The organism is Desertihabitans brevis, assembly GCF_003327535.1.
In the GTDB taxonomy this organism is placed as follows: Bacteria; Actinomycetota; Actinomycetes; order Propionibacteriales; family Propionibacteriaceae; genus Desertihabitans; species Desertihabitans brevis.
The window spans coordinates 607,896-625,158 of record NZ_QOUI01000001.1; the positions used below are offsets into that span (position 1 = coordinate 607,896).

At 74.3% G+C, this 17,263-nt stretch carries 14 protein-coding genes; 4 read left to right on the plus strand and 10 right to left on the minus strand.

All coding sequences use genetic code 11. The features are described 5' to 3' along the window. Positions 1–3 precede the first annotated feature (3 nt). The 9 genes from DT076_RS02855 to DT076_RS02895 form a co-directional block, all read right to left on the minus strand. On the minus strand, positions 4–885 hold the full coding sequence (locus DT076_RS02855; protein ID WP_114125078.1) for a universal stress protein: 882 nt from the start codon (positions 883–885) through the stop codon (positions 4–6). Further along, the gene (locus tag DT076_RS02860) at positions 882–1,274 is read right to left on the minus strand and encodes a hypothetical protein (protein WP_114125079.1); all 393 of its coding nucleotides are present in this window, start codon (positions 1,272–1,274) and stop codon (positions 882–884) included. Before DT076_RS02860 ends, DT076_RS02855 begins: the two co-directional genes overlap by 4 nt. A 76-nt stretch (positions 1,275–1,350) precedes the next feature. Then, positions 1,351–2,283: a T3SS (YopN, CesT) and YbjN peptide-binding chaperone 1 gene (locus tag DT076_RS02865; RefSeq protein WP_233493586.1), complete on the minus strand. Its 933-nt coding sequence runs from the start codon at positions 2,281–2,283 to the stop codon at positions 1,351–1,353. 14 nt (positions 2,284–2,297) lie between these two features. Beyond that, complete coding sequence (locus tag DT076_RS02870) at positions 2,298–3,281, minus strand: hydroxymethylglutaryl-CoA lyase (RefSeq protein ID WP_114125080.1); 984 nt, start codon at positions 3,279–3,281, stop codon at positions 2,298–2,300. Positions 3,282–3,332: 51 nt separating this feature from the next. Then, positions 3,333–5,165 (minus strand): DUF2207 domain-containing protein, encoded by a 1,833-nt coding sequence (locus DT076_RS02875; RefSeq protein WP_114125081.1) that lies wholly within the window; start codon positions 5,163–5,165, stop codon positions 3,333–3,335. A gap of 76 nt (positions 5,166–5,241) precedes the next feature. Next, complete coding sequence (locus DT076_RS02880; protein WP_114125251.1) at positions 5,242–5,670, minus strand: VOC family protein; 429 nt, start codon at positions 5,668–5,670, stop codon at positions 5,242–5,244. Next, entirely contained in the window at positions 5,670–8,468 is a 2,799-nt protein-coding gene (locus tag DT076_RS02885) for a vitamin B12-dependent ribonucleotide reductase (protein ID WP_114125082.1), read from the minus strand. The genes DT076_RS02880 and DT076_RS02885 overlap by 1 nt, the downstream gene beginning before the upstream one ends. Positions 8,469–8,609: 141 nt before the next feature. Then, the gene (gene nrdR / locus DT076_RS02890; RefSeq protein ID WP_114125252.1) at positions 8,610–9,083 is read right to left on the minus strand and encodes a transcriptional regulator NrdR; all 474 of its coding nucleotides are present in this window, start codon (positions 9,081–9,083) and stop codon (positions 8,610–8,612) included. Between the two features lie 140 nt (positions 9,084–9,223). Next, a complete protein-coding gene (locus DT076_RS02895) occupies positions 9,224–9,532 on the minus strand; it encodes a hypothetical protein (RefSeq protein ID WP_114125083.1) in 309 nt (102 codons plus the stop codon). A 290-nt stretch (positions 9,533–9,822) separates the two neighbouring features. Between DT076_RS02895 and lexA the strand changes: the two genes are divergently transcribed. Continuing rightward, positions 9,823–10,641: a transcriptional repressor LexA gene (lexA, locus tag DT076_RS02900; protein ID WP_114125084.1), complete on the plus strand. Its 819-nt coding sequence runs from the start codon at positions 9,823–9,825 to the stop codon at positions 10,639–10,641. A gap of 39 nt (positions 10,642–10,680) precedes the next feature. After that, a complete protein-coding gene (locus tag DT076_RS02905; protein ID WP_114125085.1) occupies positions 10,681–11,439 on the plus strand; it encodes a hypothetical protein in 759 nt (252 codons plus the stop codon). 16 nt (positions 11,440–11,455) lie between these two features. On the opposite strand, the gene DT076_RS02910 is transcribed toward DT076_RS02905, so the two are convergent. After that, entirely contained in the window at positions 11,456–13,468 is a 2,013-nt protein-coding gene (locus tag DT076_RS02910) for an ATP-dependent DNA helicase (protein ID WP_114125253.1), read from the minus strand. A 255-nt stretch (positions 13,469–13,723) separates the two neighbouring features. Between DT076_RS02910 and DT076_RS02915 the strand changes: the two genes are divergently transcribed. Further along, positions 13,724–15,940: a glycoside hydrolase domain-containing protein gene (locus DT076_RS02915; RefSeq protein WP_114125086.1), complete on the plus strand. Its 2,217-nt coding sequence runs from the start codon at positions 13,724–13,726 to the stop codon at positions 15,938–15,940. A 2-nt stretch (positions 15,941–15,942) separates the two neighbouring features. After that, entirely contained in the window at positions 15,943–17,253 is a 1,311-nt protein-coding gene (locus DT076_RS02920; RefSeq protein ID WP_114125087.1) for a glycosyltransferase, read from the plus strand. Positions 17,254–17,263 lie beyond the last annotated feature (10 nt).

The following is a 17,263-nucleotide window of genomic DNA, read 5'->3' on the forward strand; positions in this document are numbered from 1 at the left end:
GGCTCAGTCCTTCCGGTCGCCGGCGCAGACGCGCACCAGGGCGACCGGGCACCGGCTGTGCGCCATCACGCCGCGCACCACCGCGCCCACCGTCATGCCCTCGTGCACGCCGAGCCAGAGCAGGTCGAGCTCGGCCGAGCGCTCCACCAGCAGGTCCACCGGGTGCGCGTTCGTCTCGGTCACGCTGTAGGAGACGCCGGGGTGCGCGGCGGCCAGCGGCGCGACCAGCTCGTGCACGCGGGCGGCGTCGGCGCGGCGGCTCTCCTCCAGCTTCTCCGGGCGCGGGCTGCGGGCGAACAGGCCGACGGTGGGCGGCTGCCAGGCGTGCACCACCTCCAGGTGCGCACCCCGCCGCTCGGCCTCCTCGAAGGCGAGGGTGAGCGCGACGGAGGCCTTGGGGTTGGGCTCGATGCCGACCCCGATCCGGCCGAGGGAGCCGGTGTGCTCGACGTGGGTGGCGGCCGAGACCATGATCACCGGGCAGGTGGCGCTGGCGGCCACGCCGACGCTGGTGGAGCCGACGAACAGCCGCTCCAGGCCGCGGACCGAGCGCCGGCCCACGACCACCAGGTCGGCCTCCTCCGAGAGCTTGCTCAGCACCCCCGACGGGTTGCCCATGACGACCTCGGAGCGGATCCGGTCGGCCGGCACGCCCATCCCCTGGGCGAACTCGACCGCCTCGGCCACGATCGTCTCCCCCGCCTGCTGCAGCAGCGTCGGGTCGTAGACCACACCCCAGGCGCCGGCCAGCACGGCGTCGTCGACGGCGTGGGCCACCAGCAGCTCGGCCTCGCGGGCGCGGGCCGCACGGCAGGCGTAGACCAGGGCGCGCTGGCCGTCGTCGGAGCCGTCGACGCCGACCACGACACGGGCTGTGCGGTTCATCGCGGACCTCCTGCACCCGGCCGGGCCGGGGGTCGGGGCACTCCCCGGACGGGGTGCTCGGGATCGATCGAGGGGACGGCCGCCTGCGGGGCGGGCGGTCGGGGCGCCGGGCCGGGACCGCCCGGGACGGCCGGGCCCGGTGCCGGCGCGACGGCGGTCGGGCCGACGGGGCCCGGGGCGGGCTGCGGGACGCCGGTCGGGGCGGGTGCGCCGGCGACGACGGGTGGCAGTGGGGACGGCGCCGGTGGCACCGGAGCGCCGAGCCGGTCGAGCTGCTGGCTGATCCGCCGCAGCAGCGCCGTCTGCTCGGCCAGCTGGTCGGCCACCCGGGACAGCTGCTCGGCGAGCAGGTCCGGTGGTGGCGCGAGGCGTGGGCTGTGCGCGCTCATGGGGTCAACCTAGACGCGCTGCGCCGGATCGAGGAAGAGGCTCGCGGGTGCCGCCGGCGGCCGGTGCCCCGGCGGATCAGAGGCCGTCGGGACCGAAGGTGGTGCGCCCGCGCAGCTTGTCGGCCAGCTCGTCGTCGATGCCGTCGGCGACGTCGGCCATCAGGGTGACCGCCTGGTGCAGGTGCGCGGGCACGAAGGGGTGCGCGGGCACGGTGCAGGTGACGAAGACCCGGTCGCGGACCAGCTGGAACTTCACCATCCGGGTGTCGGAGTTGAGGTCGTTGAGCACCTCCACCGCGCGGGAGCGGCCCTCCACCTCGTGCACCAGCGAGGCGAACACCAGCACCTCGCGGGCCTCGTTGACCAGCCGCAGGAAGAGCATCGTCGAGCCGACCCGGATGGCGATGTCACCCTCGGCGTCGTGCAGCGGGGTGTGGCCGAACATCTCGGTCAGCTCGGCCTCGACCATGGCCTTGAGGTGCTCCGCACCGGCCGGGATGACGGCGACGACGTCCTCGGCGTCGAACTCGCTGGCCGCCTCCTGCTGGGCCTGCGGGGTGAGGATCTCGGCCAGCTGGTCGGGGGCCAGGAAGACCGGGTGCTGGACGCCGTACACCTTGCGCAGCGTCCGCACGGCCAGGGCGGCGAGCTCGGCGGAGCGCTCCTGCTCCCCGGTGGTCCAGAAGTTGCCGGTGACCGGCTGCCCGGGGTGCTCGGGCTCGGCCACCGGGTCCTGCCAGCCCAGCGCCGCCATCCGCTCCAGCTCGGCCGGCCCGAGCTGGTACTTCTCCCCCACCCCGGCGTTGCTGGCCGCCTCGGCGAGCAGGGTGTCGCGGTCGAGGCTGTGGAAGCGGACGAAGGGCACCGCCTCGTCGTCGACGGCCACGCAGCCCAGGGTGAAGTCGGCGGTGTCGTCGATCATCGACACCACCTCGGCGAGGCGGGCCTCGAACTCGACCCAGGAGTCGTCGGTGCTGCGGTCAAGGTCGAAGTCTGCGTACTCGGACACGCGTCCTCGTCTCCTCAGGTGCTCGGTCGCGGCTCGGGGGCGGGCGCCGGATCGGCGTCTGCAGGCGAACGTAGCGCACCACCGGCGAGGGCGGTGACCACCCGCGACGGGCTGGGTCGACCGAGGTGGCGGGCCATCCAGAGGCTGGTCGAGGCGACGGCGCCCAGGTCCACACCGGTGCGCACGCCGAGGCCGCCGAGCATCCAGAGCAGGTCCTCGGTGGCGAGGTTGCCGGTGGCGGAGCGGGCGTAGGGGCAGCCGCCGAGACCGCCGGCGGAGGCGTCGAGCTCGACCACACCGTGCTCGAGCGCCTCGGCCACGTTGGCCAGCGCCTGGCCGTAGGTGTCGTGGCCGTGCAGCGCGAGCCGGTCCGTGGTGCCGGCCAGCGCGGTGAGCAGGGCACGCACGTGGGCCGGGGTGGCGACGCCGATCGTGTCGCCGAGGCTGACCGTGGCGCAGCCCAGCTCGAGCAGCCGGTGCACCACCGGCACCACCTCGGCGACCGGGACGCGGCCCTCGTCGGGGTCGCCGAAGCACATCGAGACATAACCGCGGACGGCCAGCCCGGCCGCGCGGGCGCCCCGCACGACGTCGGCGGCGCGGCCGAGCGCGGTCTCCCGGTCGGTGCCGAGGTTGGCCCGGGCGAAGCTGTCGGTGGCCGAGACGACGACGGCGACCTCACGGGCGCCGGCGGCCAGCGCGCGCTCCAGCCCGCGGACGTTCGGCACCAGCACCGGCAGCCGGAGGCCGTCCAGGTCGCCCAGCCCGGCCAGCACCTGCTCGGCGTCGGCCAGCTGGGGCACCCAGCGCGGCGAGACGAAGCTGGTCGCCTCGATGGTGGGCAGTCCGGCGGCGTGCAGCCGGCGGACGAAGGCGATCTTGACCTCCGGGGTGAGGACGGCGCGCTCGGCCTGGAGGCCGTCGCGCGGCCCGACCTCGTACACCCGCACCTCCGGCGGCGTGGCCGGGCCCGGGTACGGGTCGGGGAACGGCTCCATGGTCCCGACCCTACGACCGCCGGCAGCGGCGTCGGGGTGTGGTGGGGCCGCTCACCACCCGCCGGCGCTACCGCCACCCACTCCGCCGCCCACGCCGGCGCTGAACCCGCTGCCGCCGGAGGAGGCGGTGGAGGCGGCGGTCATCGCCGCGCTGGTGTCGGCGGAGAAGGAGGCCAGGTCGCTGGCGAAGGAGGGGGCCAGCAGCAGGCTGCCGTGGTAGCCGCCGACGTACCAGACCGGGTCGGGCAGCACCACACCACGCTCGGCCAGCTCGCGGAAGACGCCGGCCCAGTGCTCGGCGACGCCGAAGGCGATGGCGTGCGGCAGGTAGCGGGAGAAGATGTCCTCACCCTCCTCCAGGCGGATCTGGTCGGCCTCCGCGGTGCCGAGGTACAGCTTGAACCCCCGGGCCTGCTCCAGCACCGCCGAGCCCTCGGCGGTCCGGGTCGGCATGCGCACCGACAGCACCGCGAGCGCGATGCCCAGCGGTACCAGCGCCAGCGGGACCAGCCCCCAGGACACGGCGAAGGCGAGCACCAGGCTGAGCACCGCCCCGGCGACCGCGACGAGGATGCCCCACCCGACCCAGGTGGCCCGGACCCGGCTGGGGTCGCCGTGGAACCAGCCGCGTTCGGTGACGTCGCGGTACAGGTCGCGCTGGGCCTTGGCCTTGAGGGTGGCGAAGGAGGCGCCCAGGTCGGACAGCAGCACCGGCGACCCGTCGGCGAACAGGCCGTCCAGCAGGTCCTGCTCGTAGCGCTGCAACCCGGACCGGTCGGCGTCCAGCCGGCGCAGCCGCCAGCGGTCGGGGCCCTTCGGCGGCTTCTCCGCCTCGGCGGCGACGTCCTCGATCACCAGGTGGCCGCGGACGGCGAGGTCGACGATGGTGGCGGTGACGTCGCGGTCGTGGGCGACCTCGTCGAGCAGGGTGCCGATCTGCCCGGGCCGGGCGTCCTCGGGCGGGGTGAAGCGGACCGCCACCGGGGCGCCGCTGCGGCCGCGGGTGGTGCGCACGGGCTCGCCGCCCACCGGCATCAGGCCCGGGGTGAGGTCGGCGTAGCGCTCGTCGGCGCCACGGCGGCCCAGCAGCACCAGGCCGACCACGCCGAGGACGGCCACCAGCGAGCCGAGGACGCCGGTGACCGGGGTGAGCGGGAAGAGGTTGCCGAGGTGGCGGCGCGGGATGAGGATCGGCTCCGCGGTGAAGGTGCCGGCGGGCCAGCCGGCGACCGTGGTGAGGCCCTGGCCCTCCTCGACCGCGGGGTGGCCGAAGGTGGCGATGGGGCCGTCGGCGCTGCTGGTGGCGCAGGGCGTGCGGCTGCCGGCGTCCCCGGCGAAGCAGGCGACCTGCTGGACGTCGTCGGGCCCGGTGACGGTGACGGTGACGTCCTGCACGGGCAGGGACTGGTCGACCAGGACGTTCCAGGCCAGCTCGTCCAGCCCCGACCCGGCGGCCTCGGGGTTGACCAGGCCGCGCTGGGTGAAGGTCACGGTGTAGGTGTGCAGACCCTCCAGCTCGACGTCCTCGTCGCCGATCCGCAGCTGCAGCACGCCGCCGTCGGTCTCGGTCTGCACCGGCTCGGGCCGGCCGTCGCGGGTGGCGGTGACGTCGGTGATCGGCAGGCTGCGGTAGTGGTCGGGGTCGCCCTGCACCTCGGTGCGGACGGCCTGGCCGAGCAGCGGCCCGTGGCCGGGGTCGCTGCCGAGGTCGTAGTCGAAGTCGAGGGTGACCTGCGCGGTGCCGTCCTCGGCGAGCTCGGCGGTGACGTCGTAGCGCGGGTAGCTCCAGTCCCCGTCCGACTCGGCCCGGGCCGAGGCGGTCGGCAGCAGGAGCAGCAGCACGGCGGCGAGCAGCATGAGGACGGTCGACCGGGTGGCGCGCATGGGGTCATTCAACCTCGCTCGGGGGCCGCTCCGCGATGACTGCTGTCACCATCCTCGCCCCCGTCCGGCGGTCCGCTCAGCCGGGCCGGCCAGGCGGCACCACCAGCGCGCCGATCTCCCCCGGGGCCCAGGCGATCTCCCAGGAGAACCCCGCCGGGTCGACGAAGTAGCCGGAGTAGCCACCCCAGTCGCGGTGCTCGGCCGCGGTGGTGCGGGCGCCGGCCCGCTCGGCCAGGGCGAGCACCGCGTCCACCTCCTCCGGGCTGCCGAGGTTGTGCGCCAGCGTGATCGGGAACGCCCCCGGCCCGCGGACCGGTGGGCCGACCTCGGCGGTGAAGTGGCCGACGTCCCAGAGCGAGAGCAGCAGGTGCTCACCCACCTGGAACATCACCACCTCCCCCGGCTCGTCGGTCATCGGCTGCCAGCCGATGCCCTCGACCCAGAACCGGCGCACCGCCTCGAGGTCGTCCACGGCGAGGGTGACCAGGCTCAGCCGCTGCTCCATCAGCTGCACCCGCTGGTGGAGCCGCAGCCCTCGCACACGTAGCAGGAGCCGCTGGGCCGCATCTTGGTGCCGCAGACGTAGCACAACGGCGCGTCGACCGTCCGGCCCGACAGCGACTCGACCAGCTCGGTGGTGGTGTGCGCGGCGGAGGGGTCGGGCCTCGCCGGAGCCGGGGTGGGAGCCGGTGCTGCCGGCTCGGGTGCGGCATCGGCGGCCAGCTCCTCGACCGGCGGGTCGTAGGAGCCGGTCTCGACATGGCGCGCCCGCTCCCGCGCGGTGTGGATGCCGAGCTCGGTGCGCTGCTCGGTGCTCAGGTGGTCCAGGGCGAGCCGGCGGAAGATGTAGTCCATGATCGACTGCGCCATCCGGATGTCCGGGTCGTCGGTCATCCCGGCCGGCTCGAACTTCAGGTTGGTGAACTTCTGCACGAAGGTCTCCAGCGGGACGCCGTACTGCAGCCCGATCGAGACCGCGATCGAGAAGGCGTCCATCACCCCGGCCAGGGTGGAGCCCTGCTTGCCGAGCTTGAGGAAGATCTCGCCCAGCCCGCCGTCGTCGTAGCTGCCGGCGGTCATGTAGCCCTCGGCGCCGCCGACGGAGAACGAGGTGGTGCGGCTGGCCCGCGACTTCGGCAGCCGCCGGCGCACCGGGCGCACCTCGGCCGGCGTCTCCGGCGTCGGCTCGGGGTCGGCGGTGCGCACCGTCGGCGTGCCGGTGGTCAGCGGCTGGCCCACCTTGCAGTTGTCGCGGTAGACCGCCAGAGCCTTCAGCCCCAGCCGCCAGCCCTCGGTGAACACCTCGGCGATGTCGTCGACGGTGGCGTCCTCGGGCAGGTTCACCGTCTTGGAGATCCCGCCGGAGAGGAATGGCTGGACGGCCGCCATCATCCGCACGTGCCCCATCGGCGCGATCGCCCGGACGCCCATGGCGCAGTCGAAGACCTCGTGGTGCTCCGGGGCCAGCCCGGCGGCGTCGACCACGTGGCCGTGCTCGGCGACGTGCGCCACGACGGCCTCGACCGTCTCCTCGTCGTAGCCCAGGGTGCGCAGCGCCCGCGGCACGGTGGCGTTGACGATCTGCATCGAGCCGCCGCCGACGAGCTTCTTGAACTTCACCAGCGAGAAGTCCGGCTCCACCCCGGTGGTGTCGCAGTCCATCATGAAGCCGATCGTCCCGGTCGGGGCGAGCACGGTGGCCTGGGCGTTGCGGAAGCCGTGCTCGGCCCCCAGGGCGAGCACCTGCGCCCACTCCCGCCCGGCCCGATCGTGCACCGCGCCGTCGACGTCGGACAGCGTCGTCAGGGCGGTGCAGGCATCGCGGTGCTGGCCCATCACCCGCTGGTGCGCCTCGGCGTTGCGGGCGTAGCCCGCATAGGGCCCGACCACCCGGGCCAGCTCGGCCGAGCGCCGGTAGGCCGCCCCGGTCATCAGCGCGGTGAGACTGGCGGCCAGTGCGCGCCCGCCGTCGCTGTCGTAGCCGTGCCCGCTGGCCATCAGCAGGGCGCCGAGGTTGGCATAGCCCAGCCCGAGCTGGCGGAAGTCGCGGGTGTTCCGCCCGATCGCCTCGGTCGGGAAGTCGGCGAAGCAGATCGAGATGTCCATCGCCGTGGTGACCAGCTCGACCGCTGCGACGAAGGACCCGGTGTCGACGGTGCCGTCCGGGCGCAGGAACGCCAGCAGGTTGAGGCTGGCGAGGTTGCACGAGCTGTCGTCCAGGCTGAGGTACTCCGAGCAGGGGTTGGACGCGGTGATCCGCCCGCTCTCGGGGTTGGTGTGCCAGCGGTTGATGGTGTCGTCGTACTGCAGGCCCGGGTCGGCGCACTCCCAGGCCGCCTGCGCGATCGAGGCGAAGAGCTCGCGGGCCCGGACCGTCTCCAGGGTGCGGCCGTCGGTGCGGGCGGTGAGGTCGAAGGTGCCGTCCTCCTCGACCGCGCGCATGAAGGCGTCGCTGACCCGGACCGAGTTGTTGGCGTTCTGGTACTGGACGCTGGTGATGTCGGCACCGCCGAGGTCCATGTCGAAGCCGGCGTCGCGCAACGCGCGGATCTTCTGCTCCTCGCGCGCCTTGGTGGCGACGAAGTCGGCGATGTCGGGGTGGTCGACGTCGAGCACCACCATCTTCGCCGCCCGCCGGGTGGCCCCGCCGGACTTGATGGTGCCGGCCGAGGCGTCGGCCCCGCGCATGAAGGAGACCGGCCCCGAGGCGGTGCCGCCGGAGCTGAGCCGCTCCTTCGAGGACCGGATCCGGGACAGGTTGAGCCCGGCCCCGGAGCCGCCCTTGAAGATCAGCCCCTCCTCCCGGTACCAGTTGAGGATCGAGTCCATGGTGTCGTCGACCGACAGGATGAAGCAGGCACTCACCTGCTGCGGGGAGCTGGTGCCGACGTTGAACCAGACCGGTGAGTTGAAGCTGAAGTACTGGTGCAGCAGCAGCCAGCGCAGCTCGTCGCCGAACACCGCCGCGTCGGCCTCGCCGGCGAAGTAGCCGTGCTCCAGACCGGCGGCGGCGTAGCGGTCGACCACCCGGTCCAGCAGCTGACGCAGGCTGTGCTCGCGCTGCTCGGTGCCCACCGCCCCGCGGAAGTACTTGGTGGTGACGATGGTCGCGGCGTTGACGCTCCAGAAGTCGGGGAACTCGACGCCGTGCTGCTCGAAGACCGTCTCGCCCGTGCGCCAGTTCGTCTGGACGACGTCGCGCAGCTCCCAGGTCACCTCGTCGTAGGGGTGCACACCCTCGGTGGAGAACACCCTCGGCACCCGGAGGCCGGTGGTCGTGGTCGGACGGCTGGTGTCGGTCACCCGCCCATTCTCGGCGCCGTCGGACGGTGGGACAACGGGGCCCTCCCCAGGTGGTGGAGGCGGGCGCCTGCGGCCGCGGGCAGCGGCGGACCGACGGGTCGGGGCGTTGCTCGACGCGGGGCGCCCCGACCCGTGTCCCGGTCAGGGCCCCTGGACGGGCCCGGCAGCCGTCGGCGCGCCGCGCAGCTCGCTGATCGCGGCCTCGAAGTCGTCGACGGACTCGTACTTCTGGTAGACGCTGGCGAAGCGGAGGTAGGCCACCGGGTCGAGCTCGCGCAGCGGCTGCAGGATGGCCAGGCCGACCTCGTCGGCGGGGACCTCGGGGTTCCCCGCGGCCCGCAGCGTCTCCTCCACGGTCTGGGCCAGCTGGGCCAGCGCGTCCTCGCTGACCGGTCGGCCCTTGCAGGCCTTGCGCACCCCGCTGACGACCTTGTCGCGATTGAACGGCTCGACCACGCCGGAGCGCTTGACCACCATCATCTGCATCCGCTCGACGGTGGTGAACCGACGCCCGCACTCGGGGCACTGGCGACGGCGCCGGATGCTGGTGCCGTCATCGCTCACCCGGGAGTCGAGCACCCGGGAGTCGGTGTTGCGACAGTACGGACAGTGCACGACCACTCCCCCGGGATCGACGGCCTGGATCTACCTGTAGCGGAATCACATCCGTGTGACCACTACATGTAGTGACCTTAGGGCGATCTCGCCCCTAGATCAAGCCCGGACATCCTGCCGGTCGTCACCCCGGCGCAGAGTCAGCCGGTCACCACCAGGAAGCGACCCACCATCGCCACCACCGCGAGCACGAAGGTCGCCAGGGTGAGCGCGGTGACCACGGCCACCCCACGGGCGGTCAGGTGCCAGTCGCTCCCGGTGGCCGTAGCCGGGGCCGGCGCCGACACCCGGCAGGCCCGCGGCGCCCGGGCCGGGGTGCGCAGCTCCGGCGCACCGGCCCCGGTGGGACGGACCCGGCTCTGCGGACGCACCCGGCGCCGGCGGACCGGCGGGGCGACCCGCAGCGCGGACTCCGTCAGCGGACCGGCGGTCACGATGGTGGTGCTCATGCTGCCTCCTCGGTGCGTCGAACCCATGTTCGATACCCCTGTCTACTCGATTCGAACGTGTGTGCCAACGACCTCGCCCGGCGTGTTCGAACACGTGTTCGCAGGCCCACCGGTCGGTCCGTCGGCCGACGTCGAGAACTCCACCAGGAGGCACTGACAGTTCTCGCGCGACGACGTCCCGAGCCCGGCTCTTGGCCCTGCCGGGCGCCGTCGGGACGACCGCGCAGCGCGACGCGCCGAGGTCGAACAGGTGTTTGATTGGTGCGCGCAGGAGCCGTAGCGTCTGCTCCATGGTCCGCAGCACCGATGAGCCGCCCGTCCCCAGCACCCGCCCCGGCGGACGTCGACGCGGACGTCCCAGCGCCGAGATGGTGGCCGCCCAGCTGGCCGAGTCCGGGGCCACCGTCACGTCCCTGCCCGACGGCCCGGAGGACGTCCACGGCCTCACCCCCCGCCAGCGCCGGATCCTCGAGGTGATCAAGGAGTCGGTGGAGCGCCGCGGCTACCCGCCGAGCATCCGGGAGGTGTGCGACGCGGTCGGTCTGGCCAGCTCCTCCAGCGGCAGCCACCAGCTCAAGGTGCTCGAGGCCAAGGGCTACCTGAGGCGCGACCCGAACCGTCCCCGCGCGATGGAGGTGCTGCTGCCCGGCGGGCCGTCGGTGGGCACCGCACCGGACGAGGCGCCGGTGCTGGCCAACGCCGGGGACGAGACCGGCGTGTCGGACGCCTTCCCCGCCGCCGTGCCGGTGCCGGTGGTCGGGCGGATCGCGGCCGGTGGCCCGATCCTGGCCGAGGAGGTCGTGGAGGACGTCTTCCCGCTGCCCAAGCAGCTGGTCGGCGACGGGACCCTCTTCATGCTCGAGGTGCGCGGTGACTCGATGGTCGACGCCGCCATCTGCGACGGCGACTGGGTGGTCGTCCGGCAGCAGCCCGACGCCCAGAACGGTGACATCGTGGCCGCCCTGATCGGCGAGGAGGCCACGGTCAAGACCTTCAAGCGCACGCCGGGCCAGGTGTGGCTGCTGCCCCACAACCCGGCCTACGAGCCGATCGACGGCAACGAGGCGACCGTGCTCGGCAAGGTCGTCACGGTGCTGCGCCGGGTCTGAGCCGCCCGGGTTGGCCCGGCGAGCGGCTAGCGTCGCCCCGTGCCCAGCCCCGACCAGCTGTCCGCCCACCCGTCCGTCCCGGCGCCGCGATCGCGCTGGGCACGGGTGCTCCGGGTGGTGCTCGTCGTGCTGGCCGTCCTGCTCGCCCTGCCGGTGCTGGCCTACGTGGGCAACGGGGTGGTCGGCTCGGTCCGGCAGGCCCGACTCGCCCGTGAGGTCGCCGCCGAGGTGCGCGACGGCCGAGCGGTCGCCGAGCCGGAGGTGAGGGCGCTGCGCGACCGCCAGCGGGCGGCGGTGGCGGCCGCAGGCGGGCCACCGCCGCGCCACAGCCACCTCGCGCTGGAGTGCCAGCTCGGCACCCGCGACGCGGGCTGGATCGTGCAGGAGCACACCCAGACCTGCTCGGTGCGCAGCATCGACCTCCACCCAGTGGCCGACCGGGCCGCGGCCGACGCCCTGGTGGCCCGGCTGGCCGCGGCCGACTTCGGCGAGCCCACCTCCTCGCCGCTGCCCGACGGCTGCGTCGCGCTGCGGAAGCGGTCGGAGGCGGACCTGCCGGAGGTCGAGACGCTGTGGGTCCCGGCGGCGGCGGTGGCCGACGACCGGTGCTACCAGCTGCGCACCGCCGGCGCCGACGGCACGGCCGGGGAGACCTTCGCGCTGGAGGACCTGGAACCCGGCCAGGACTGGGTGGCGGTGGTCACCACCCGCACGGTGCTCCCGGAGCGCGGGATCGGCTGCAGCCCGTGGTCGGTGCTCTTCTGCACCGCGCCCTGGGACGAGCCGGTGCGGGACTGACCCGGGGTGCGACCGGTCAGGCCTGCTCGCCCCGGGCCTCCTGCAGCCGCCGCAGCGCCTGCACGGCCACCTCGCGGTCGGTGGTCGACCACATCGGCGGCATCGACGAGCGCAGGAAGCTGCCGTAGCGGGCGGTGACCAGCCGCGGGTCGAGGACGGCGACCACCCCGCGGTCGCTGGCCCGGCGGATCAGCCGTCCCGCCCCCTGGGCCATCAGCAGCGCGGCGTGGGTGGCGGCGACCTGCATGAAGCCGTTGCCGCCGCGCTCGGTGACCGCCTGCTGGCGGGCCTGCATCAGCGGGTCGTCGGGGCGCGGGAACGGCAGCTTGTCGATGATCACCAGCTCACACGTGTCGCCGGGCACGTCGATGCCCTGCCACAGCGACACGGTGCCGAACAGGCTGGTGGCCGGCTCCTCGACGAAGCGACGGGTGAGCTCGGGCAGGTTCGCCTCGCCCTGGCAGAGGACGGTGTGGTCCTTGAGCTGGCGCCGGACGTGGTCGGCGGCCACCTCGGCCGAGCGCTGGGAGGCGAACAGCCCCAGCGTGCGTCCGCCGGCCGCCCAGACCAGCTCGGCCACCTCCGCCAGGGTCTCCTCGCTGATCCCGTCCCGCCGCGGCGGTGGCAGGTGGCGGGCCAGGTAGAGGATGCCCTGGCGCCGGTAGTCGAACGGCGAGCCGACGTCGATCCCGCGCCAGCTCAGGGCGTCCTCGGCCGGCTCTCCGGGGTCGGGGTCGTCGGTGCGCTCCCCCGGCCAGAGCCCGACCGAGCCGGCGGTGGCGTCGAAGCTGCCGCCGAGCTGCAGGGTGGCCGAGGTGAGCACGGTGGGGTGCTGGCTGAGCACGTGGCTGCGCATCAGCCCGGCCACGCTGAGCGGCGCCACCCGGAGCTCGCGGCCGGCGCGCTCGCGGTCGACCACCCAGACCACGTCGGCCTCGGCCAGCGCGGCCATCCGCTCGGCGAGGTCGAACACCTCCTGGGCGACCGCGGCGGCCTGCCGCTTCTCCGGCTCGTCGGTGGCCTGCGACGCGCCCTGGCCGCCCTTGCCCAGCACCGAGACCACCCGACGGGCCACGTCGCGGACCCGGCGGCAGGCGTCGACGCAGCCGTGCCCGGGATCGGTGATCCGTTCCGGCACCGCCGCGTCGAGGGCGATCCGCAGGGTGTCGGCGCTGTCGAGGAACTCCCCGCCCAGGTCGTCGTCCAGCCAGGTCAGGCACCGCTTGGCCACCCGCTCCACCTGCGCCGGGCTGAGCTCGCCGGAGGCCGCCCCGGTGACCCGGGCCACCAGCTCGTGGGCCTCGTCGATGACCACCGCGGAGTACTCGGGGATGGCGGTGCCGCCGTGCATGGCGTCGATCGCCAGCAGGGCGTGGTTGGTGACCACCAGGTCGGCCTCCCGCGCCCGCTCCCGCGACTTCTCCACGAAGCAGACCTCGCCCCACGGGCAGCGTGCGGCTCCCAGGCACTCCCGGACCGGCACCGACACCTGCGCCCAGGCCCGCGGGCTGTGGCTCGGCGCGTCGTCGCGGTCGGCCAGGCCGCCCTGCTCGGCCTGCTGCTCGGCCCACTCCCGCAGCGCCACCACCTGGGCGCCGACGGCCGAGCCGCCCGAGCCCGTGCCGCCGGTGACCGGGACGGTCTCCGCCCCGGTGGGCCCGCTGCCGGACGGCGCGTCCTGGACCATCGCCATCAGGTCGGAGCCGGTGACCAGCGCCTCCTGCTCGTCGACGACGCCGTCGCGCACCCGCAGCAGGCAGGCGTGGTTGGAGCGTCCCTTGAGGACGGCGTGGCGGGGCCGGCGTCCGGTGACCTGCTCCACCGCGTCCAGGGCGGCCGGGATGTCCTTGTGCGCGAGCTGGGTCTGCAGGGCCAGCGTGGCGGTGGCGATGACCACCCGCTCCTCGGGGTGCTCGGTGAGGTGGGCCAGCACCGGCGCGAGGTAGCCCAGCGACTTACCGGTGCCGGTACCGGCCTGCACGAGCAGGTGCTGGCCGGTGCGCAGGGTCGAGGCGATGGCGTCGGCCATCTGCTGCTGGCCGGGACGCGCGGTGCCGCCGATGCCCCCGACCGCGGCCTGCAGCACGTCGCGGTGACCGGCGGACGTCGTGGAGGTGGGAGGCACCCGTTCACCGTATCCGGCCCAGCCAGGCACGGGCGGGTTCTCCACAGCGTGCCGCCGGGACGCGGGACGTCACCGGGTGGACCTCCGGCGGACACACCGCTGCAACGTGGCCGACCTAGCGTCGAGGACGACGACCGACCACGGCGGGAGGAGGCGAGGGTGCACGACGCCGTCGACCCGTTCATCGGCACGGAGGCGACCCGGCTGCCGCCGCCGGAGGGCCTGGCTGCCACCTGGTGGTGGCCCAAGCCGCAGATCGGCAACACCCACCCCGGTGCCACCCACCCCTTCGGGATGGTCTCGGTGTGCCCCTACTCCGGCGCCTACCCCACCGGCTACGGCCGCTACGACTTCAACACCGAGGGCGTCCCGCGCACCGTCCACGACGAGGTCGTGGCCAGCGGGTTCACCCACTTCCAGCAGTCCGGGACCGGCGCCATCCGCAAGTACTACAACTACTTCCGGGTGACCCCCATGCTCGAGCCGCTGGACGCCCTGGGCACCACCTGGCCGGTCCGCGACGAGGTGGCCCGCCCCGGGTACTGGGCCGGCACCCTGGGCTCGGGCATCCGCTGCGAGCTGACCGTCGGTCCGAAGTCGGCGGTGCACCGCTACGTCTTCCCGGCCTCGGAGCGCGCGCGGGTCGTGGTCGACGCCTCGATCGGCGGGCTGGCCCTGCCGCACAGCCGGACCGTCCCGCTCCGCGCCCACCTGGCGATGCTGGCCCCCGGTGTGGCCGAGGGCGAGATCACCGTCGAGGGCGTCCCGCTGGCCACCCACGTGCAGGTGCACGCCCCGGGCTGGCGGCAGCTGCTGTGGTACGACCGGCGGCTGATGCCCGGTGGCACCCGGCTCGACCTGGACGGGATCCGGCCGACCACGTTGCGCCCCTTCGGGATGGTGTGGAGCGGGCCCAGCCGGTCCGACCAGGTGGTCGAGGTGAGGATGGGCTGGTCGCTGCGCGGCTGCGAGCAGGCCCGGGCCAACCACGACGCCGACCTCGGCCGGCGGGTGACCGCGTTCGGCTGGCGCCGCCGGGCCACCGAGGACGCCTGGCGCAGCCACCTCGGGCGGGTGCAGGTGGAGCCGGTCAGCGCGGAGCAGGAGACGGTGCTGGCCACCGCTCTCTACCACTCGCTGGTCAAACCCTGCTTCGCCCCCGACGAGGCGCCGGGCTGGACCGGGGACGGGCCGTGGGTCTTCGACGTCTGCACGATGTGGGACATCTACCGCACCCAGCTGCCGCTGCTGACCCTGCTGTTCCCCCAACGCGCCACCGACCTCGCGGTCTCCCTGCTCACCGTCTGCGAGGAGGAGGGCAACCTGCCGATCGGCTACCGGATGGCCAAGGGCGCCGACCGGTTCTCCCGGCAGGCCAGCGCCCTGGCGCACCTGCTGCTGGCCGACCTCTGCGAGCGCGACGTCCCCGGCATCGACTGGGACTGGGCGCTGGTCCACCTCGAGGCCGAGCTGCGCCGCACCTACGGCGAGGACTACCTGCTGCACCAGGTCGCCCACCCGATCAGCCACACCCTCGACCTGGCGATGGCCTACCACGCCACCGCCGCGGTGGCCCGCCGGGTCGGCGACCGCGCCCTGGCCCGGCAGCTCTCCGGTCTGGCGGGCGGCTGGATCAACGCCTTCGACCCCGACACCGGGCTGCTGGTCGACTCCACCTTCTACGAGGGCGGCCGCTGGAACTACTCCTTCCGGCTGCTGCACGACATGCGGGCCCGGATCGAGCTGGCCGGCGGTGACACGCCGTTCGTGGCGATGCTGGACCGCTTCTTCGGGTTCGGCCAGCCGCCGGTGCGTCAGCCCGGGGTCGGGCCGACCAGCGCCGAGCTGCAGGCCGGCTACGCCCTGGGCCGCTTCGAGGGGCTGAACAACGAGCCCGACTACGACGCCCCGTGGGCCTACCACTGGGCCGGACGTCCCGACCGCACCGCGGAGGTGGTGCAGCAGGTGCTGCGTTCCCAGTTCGGCACGGGGCGCGGCGGGCTGCCCGGCAACGACGACTCCGGCGGGCTGAGCGCCTGGTACGTGTGGGCCACCCTCGGGCTGTTCCCGGCACCGGGGCAGTCGCTGTTCCTGCTGCACCCGCCGGCCGTGCCGTCGGCCAGCCTCGTGCTGGAGGACTCCGAGCTCGCCGTGCACGCCCGCGGCCTCACCCCGCCACGCCCGGGACGGGTCGACCACGTGCAGTCGGTCACCCTCGACGGCCGGCCGCTGGAGCGGGCCTGGCTCAGCGCGGCGGAGCTGCGGGAGGCCTCGGAGCTGGTGTTCACCCTCGGTCACGAGCCGAGTGGCTGGGGCCGGCAGCACCGCCCGCCCTCGACGTCCGACCCCCGCCCACCCGACCCCTCCCGGAGGTGACCGTGTCCGCTCCCGTCCCCGTCCTGCCCAGCGACCCGGCCGGACGCCGGCTCGTCCTCGTCGTCCGCGCCGACCCGGTCATCTGCGGGCACTCCGGTGAGGCCCGCTGCCTGGCCGAGGTGGCCCTGCAGCGCGGGTTCACCGATGTCCGCATCGTCACCTGGACGCTGGACCGGCTGCAGGCCAGCGGACTGCCGCTCAAGCCGCTGGAGACCGTCAGCCCCTACAGCCCGGGGATCACGGTGGAGCGGCCCGAACCCGTCGGCGACTACCGGGTGCCCGACGGCCGGCACCTGGCCGGGCTCACCGGCCGGCTGGTCGAGCTGTTCACCGACGGTGTCCCGACGGTGGCGATGTCGCTGTACCTCAGCCCGCACACGGTGGCGGTCAGCGACGCCGCCCGGATCGCCCGGCGGCTCGGCTCGGACGTGGTGACGATCGCGGAGGCGGTGGGCTCCGACATCACCAACGTGGTCCGCGACTGCGTCGCCCGCGGCCGGCACGGCGCCGCCGCGCACGTGCTCACCAGCTACCTCGACAGCGACCTCTGCGTCGCCGTCTCCCGCTACACCAAGGACCTGGTGGTCTCCGAGGCCCGTCGGCTGGACGCGCTCAGCGGCTCCTCCTTCGCCGACGAGCTGGCCGTCCGGGTCGGCGTCTCCTACCCCGCGATCGACACCTCCGCCTACACCGGGCTCGACCCCGAGCAGACCCGGCGGGTGCTCCAGCGGCGCGGGCTGACCCCCGACGGGTACGTGCTCTTCCTCTCCCGGCTGGCCTCGGCCAAGGGTCTGGACGACCTGCTCGGCGGCTACGTCGGCAGCCGGACCAGTGAGCGGCTCCGGCTGGTCATCGCCGGCCGTGGGCCCAAGGAGGACGACCTGCGCCGGTGGATCGCCGACTCGGGGGTGGCCGACCGCGTCGACCTGCTCACCGACGTCGACGACGCGGAGAAGCCGGCCCTGATGGCGGGGTCGGCGGCGTTCGTGCTGCCCAGCCGGCCGCAGCCGGAGTTCGTCGAGACCTTCGGGATCGCGCTGGTGGAGACGATGCTGGCCGGCGGCGGGCCGGTGATCACGTGCGACACCGGCGGCATCCTCGAGGCCGTCGGCGACACCGCGGTGGTCGTGCCCAGCTCCGACCCCGACGCCATCCGGACCGCCCTGGACGAGGTGGTTTGCGACTGGTCGCCCCAGCGCCGGGCGGAGACGGCCGCCCGGGCCCGGGCGCACGCGCTGCAGTTCGACCGGGCCGCGGTCTTCGACGCCCTGTTCGCCGGGGTCCTGGGCTCGACCGTGGACGAGGTGGCCTGACCCGGTCCCG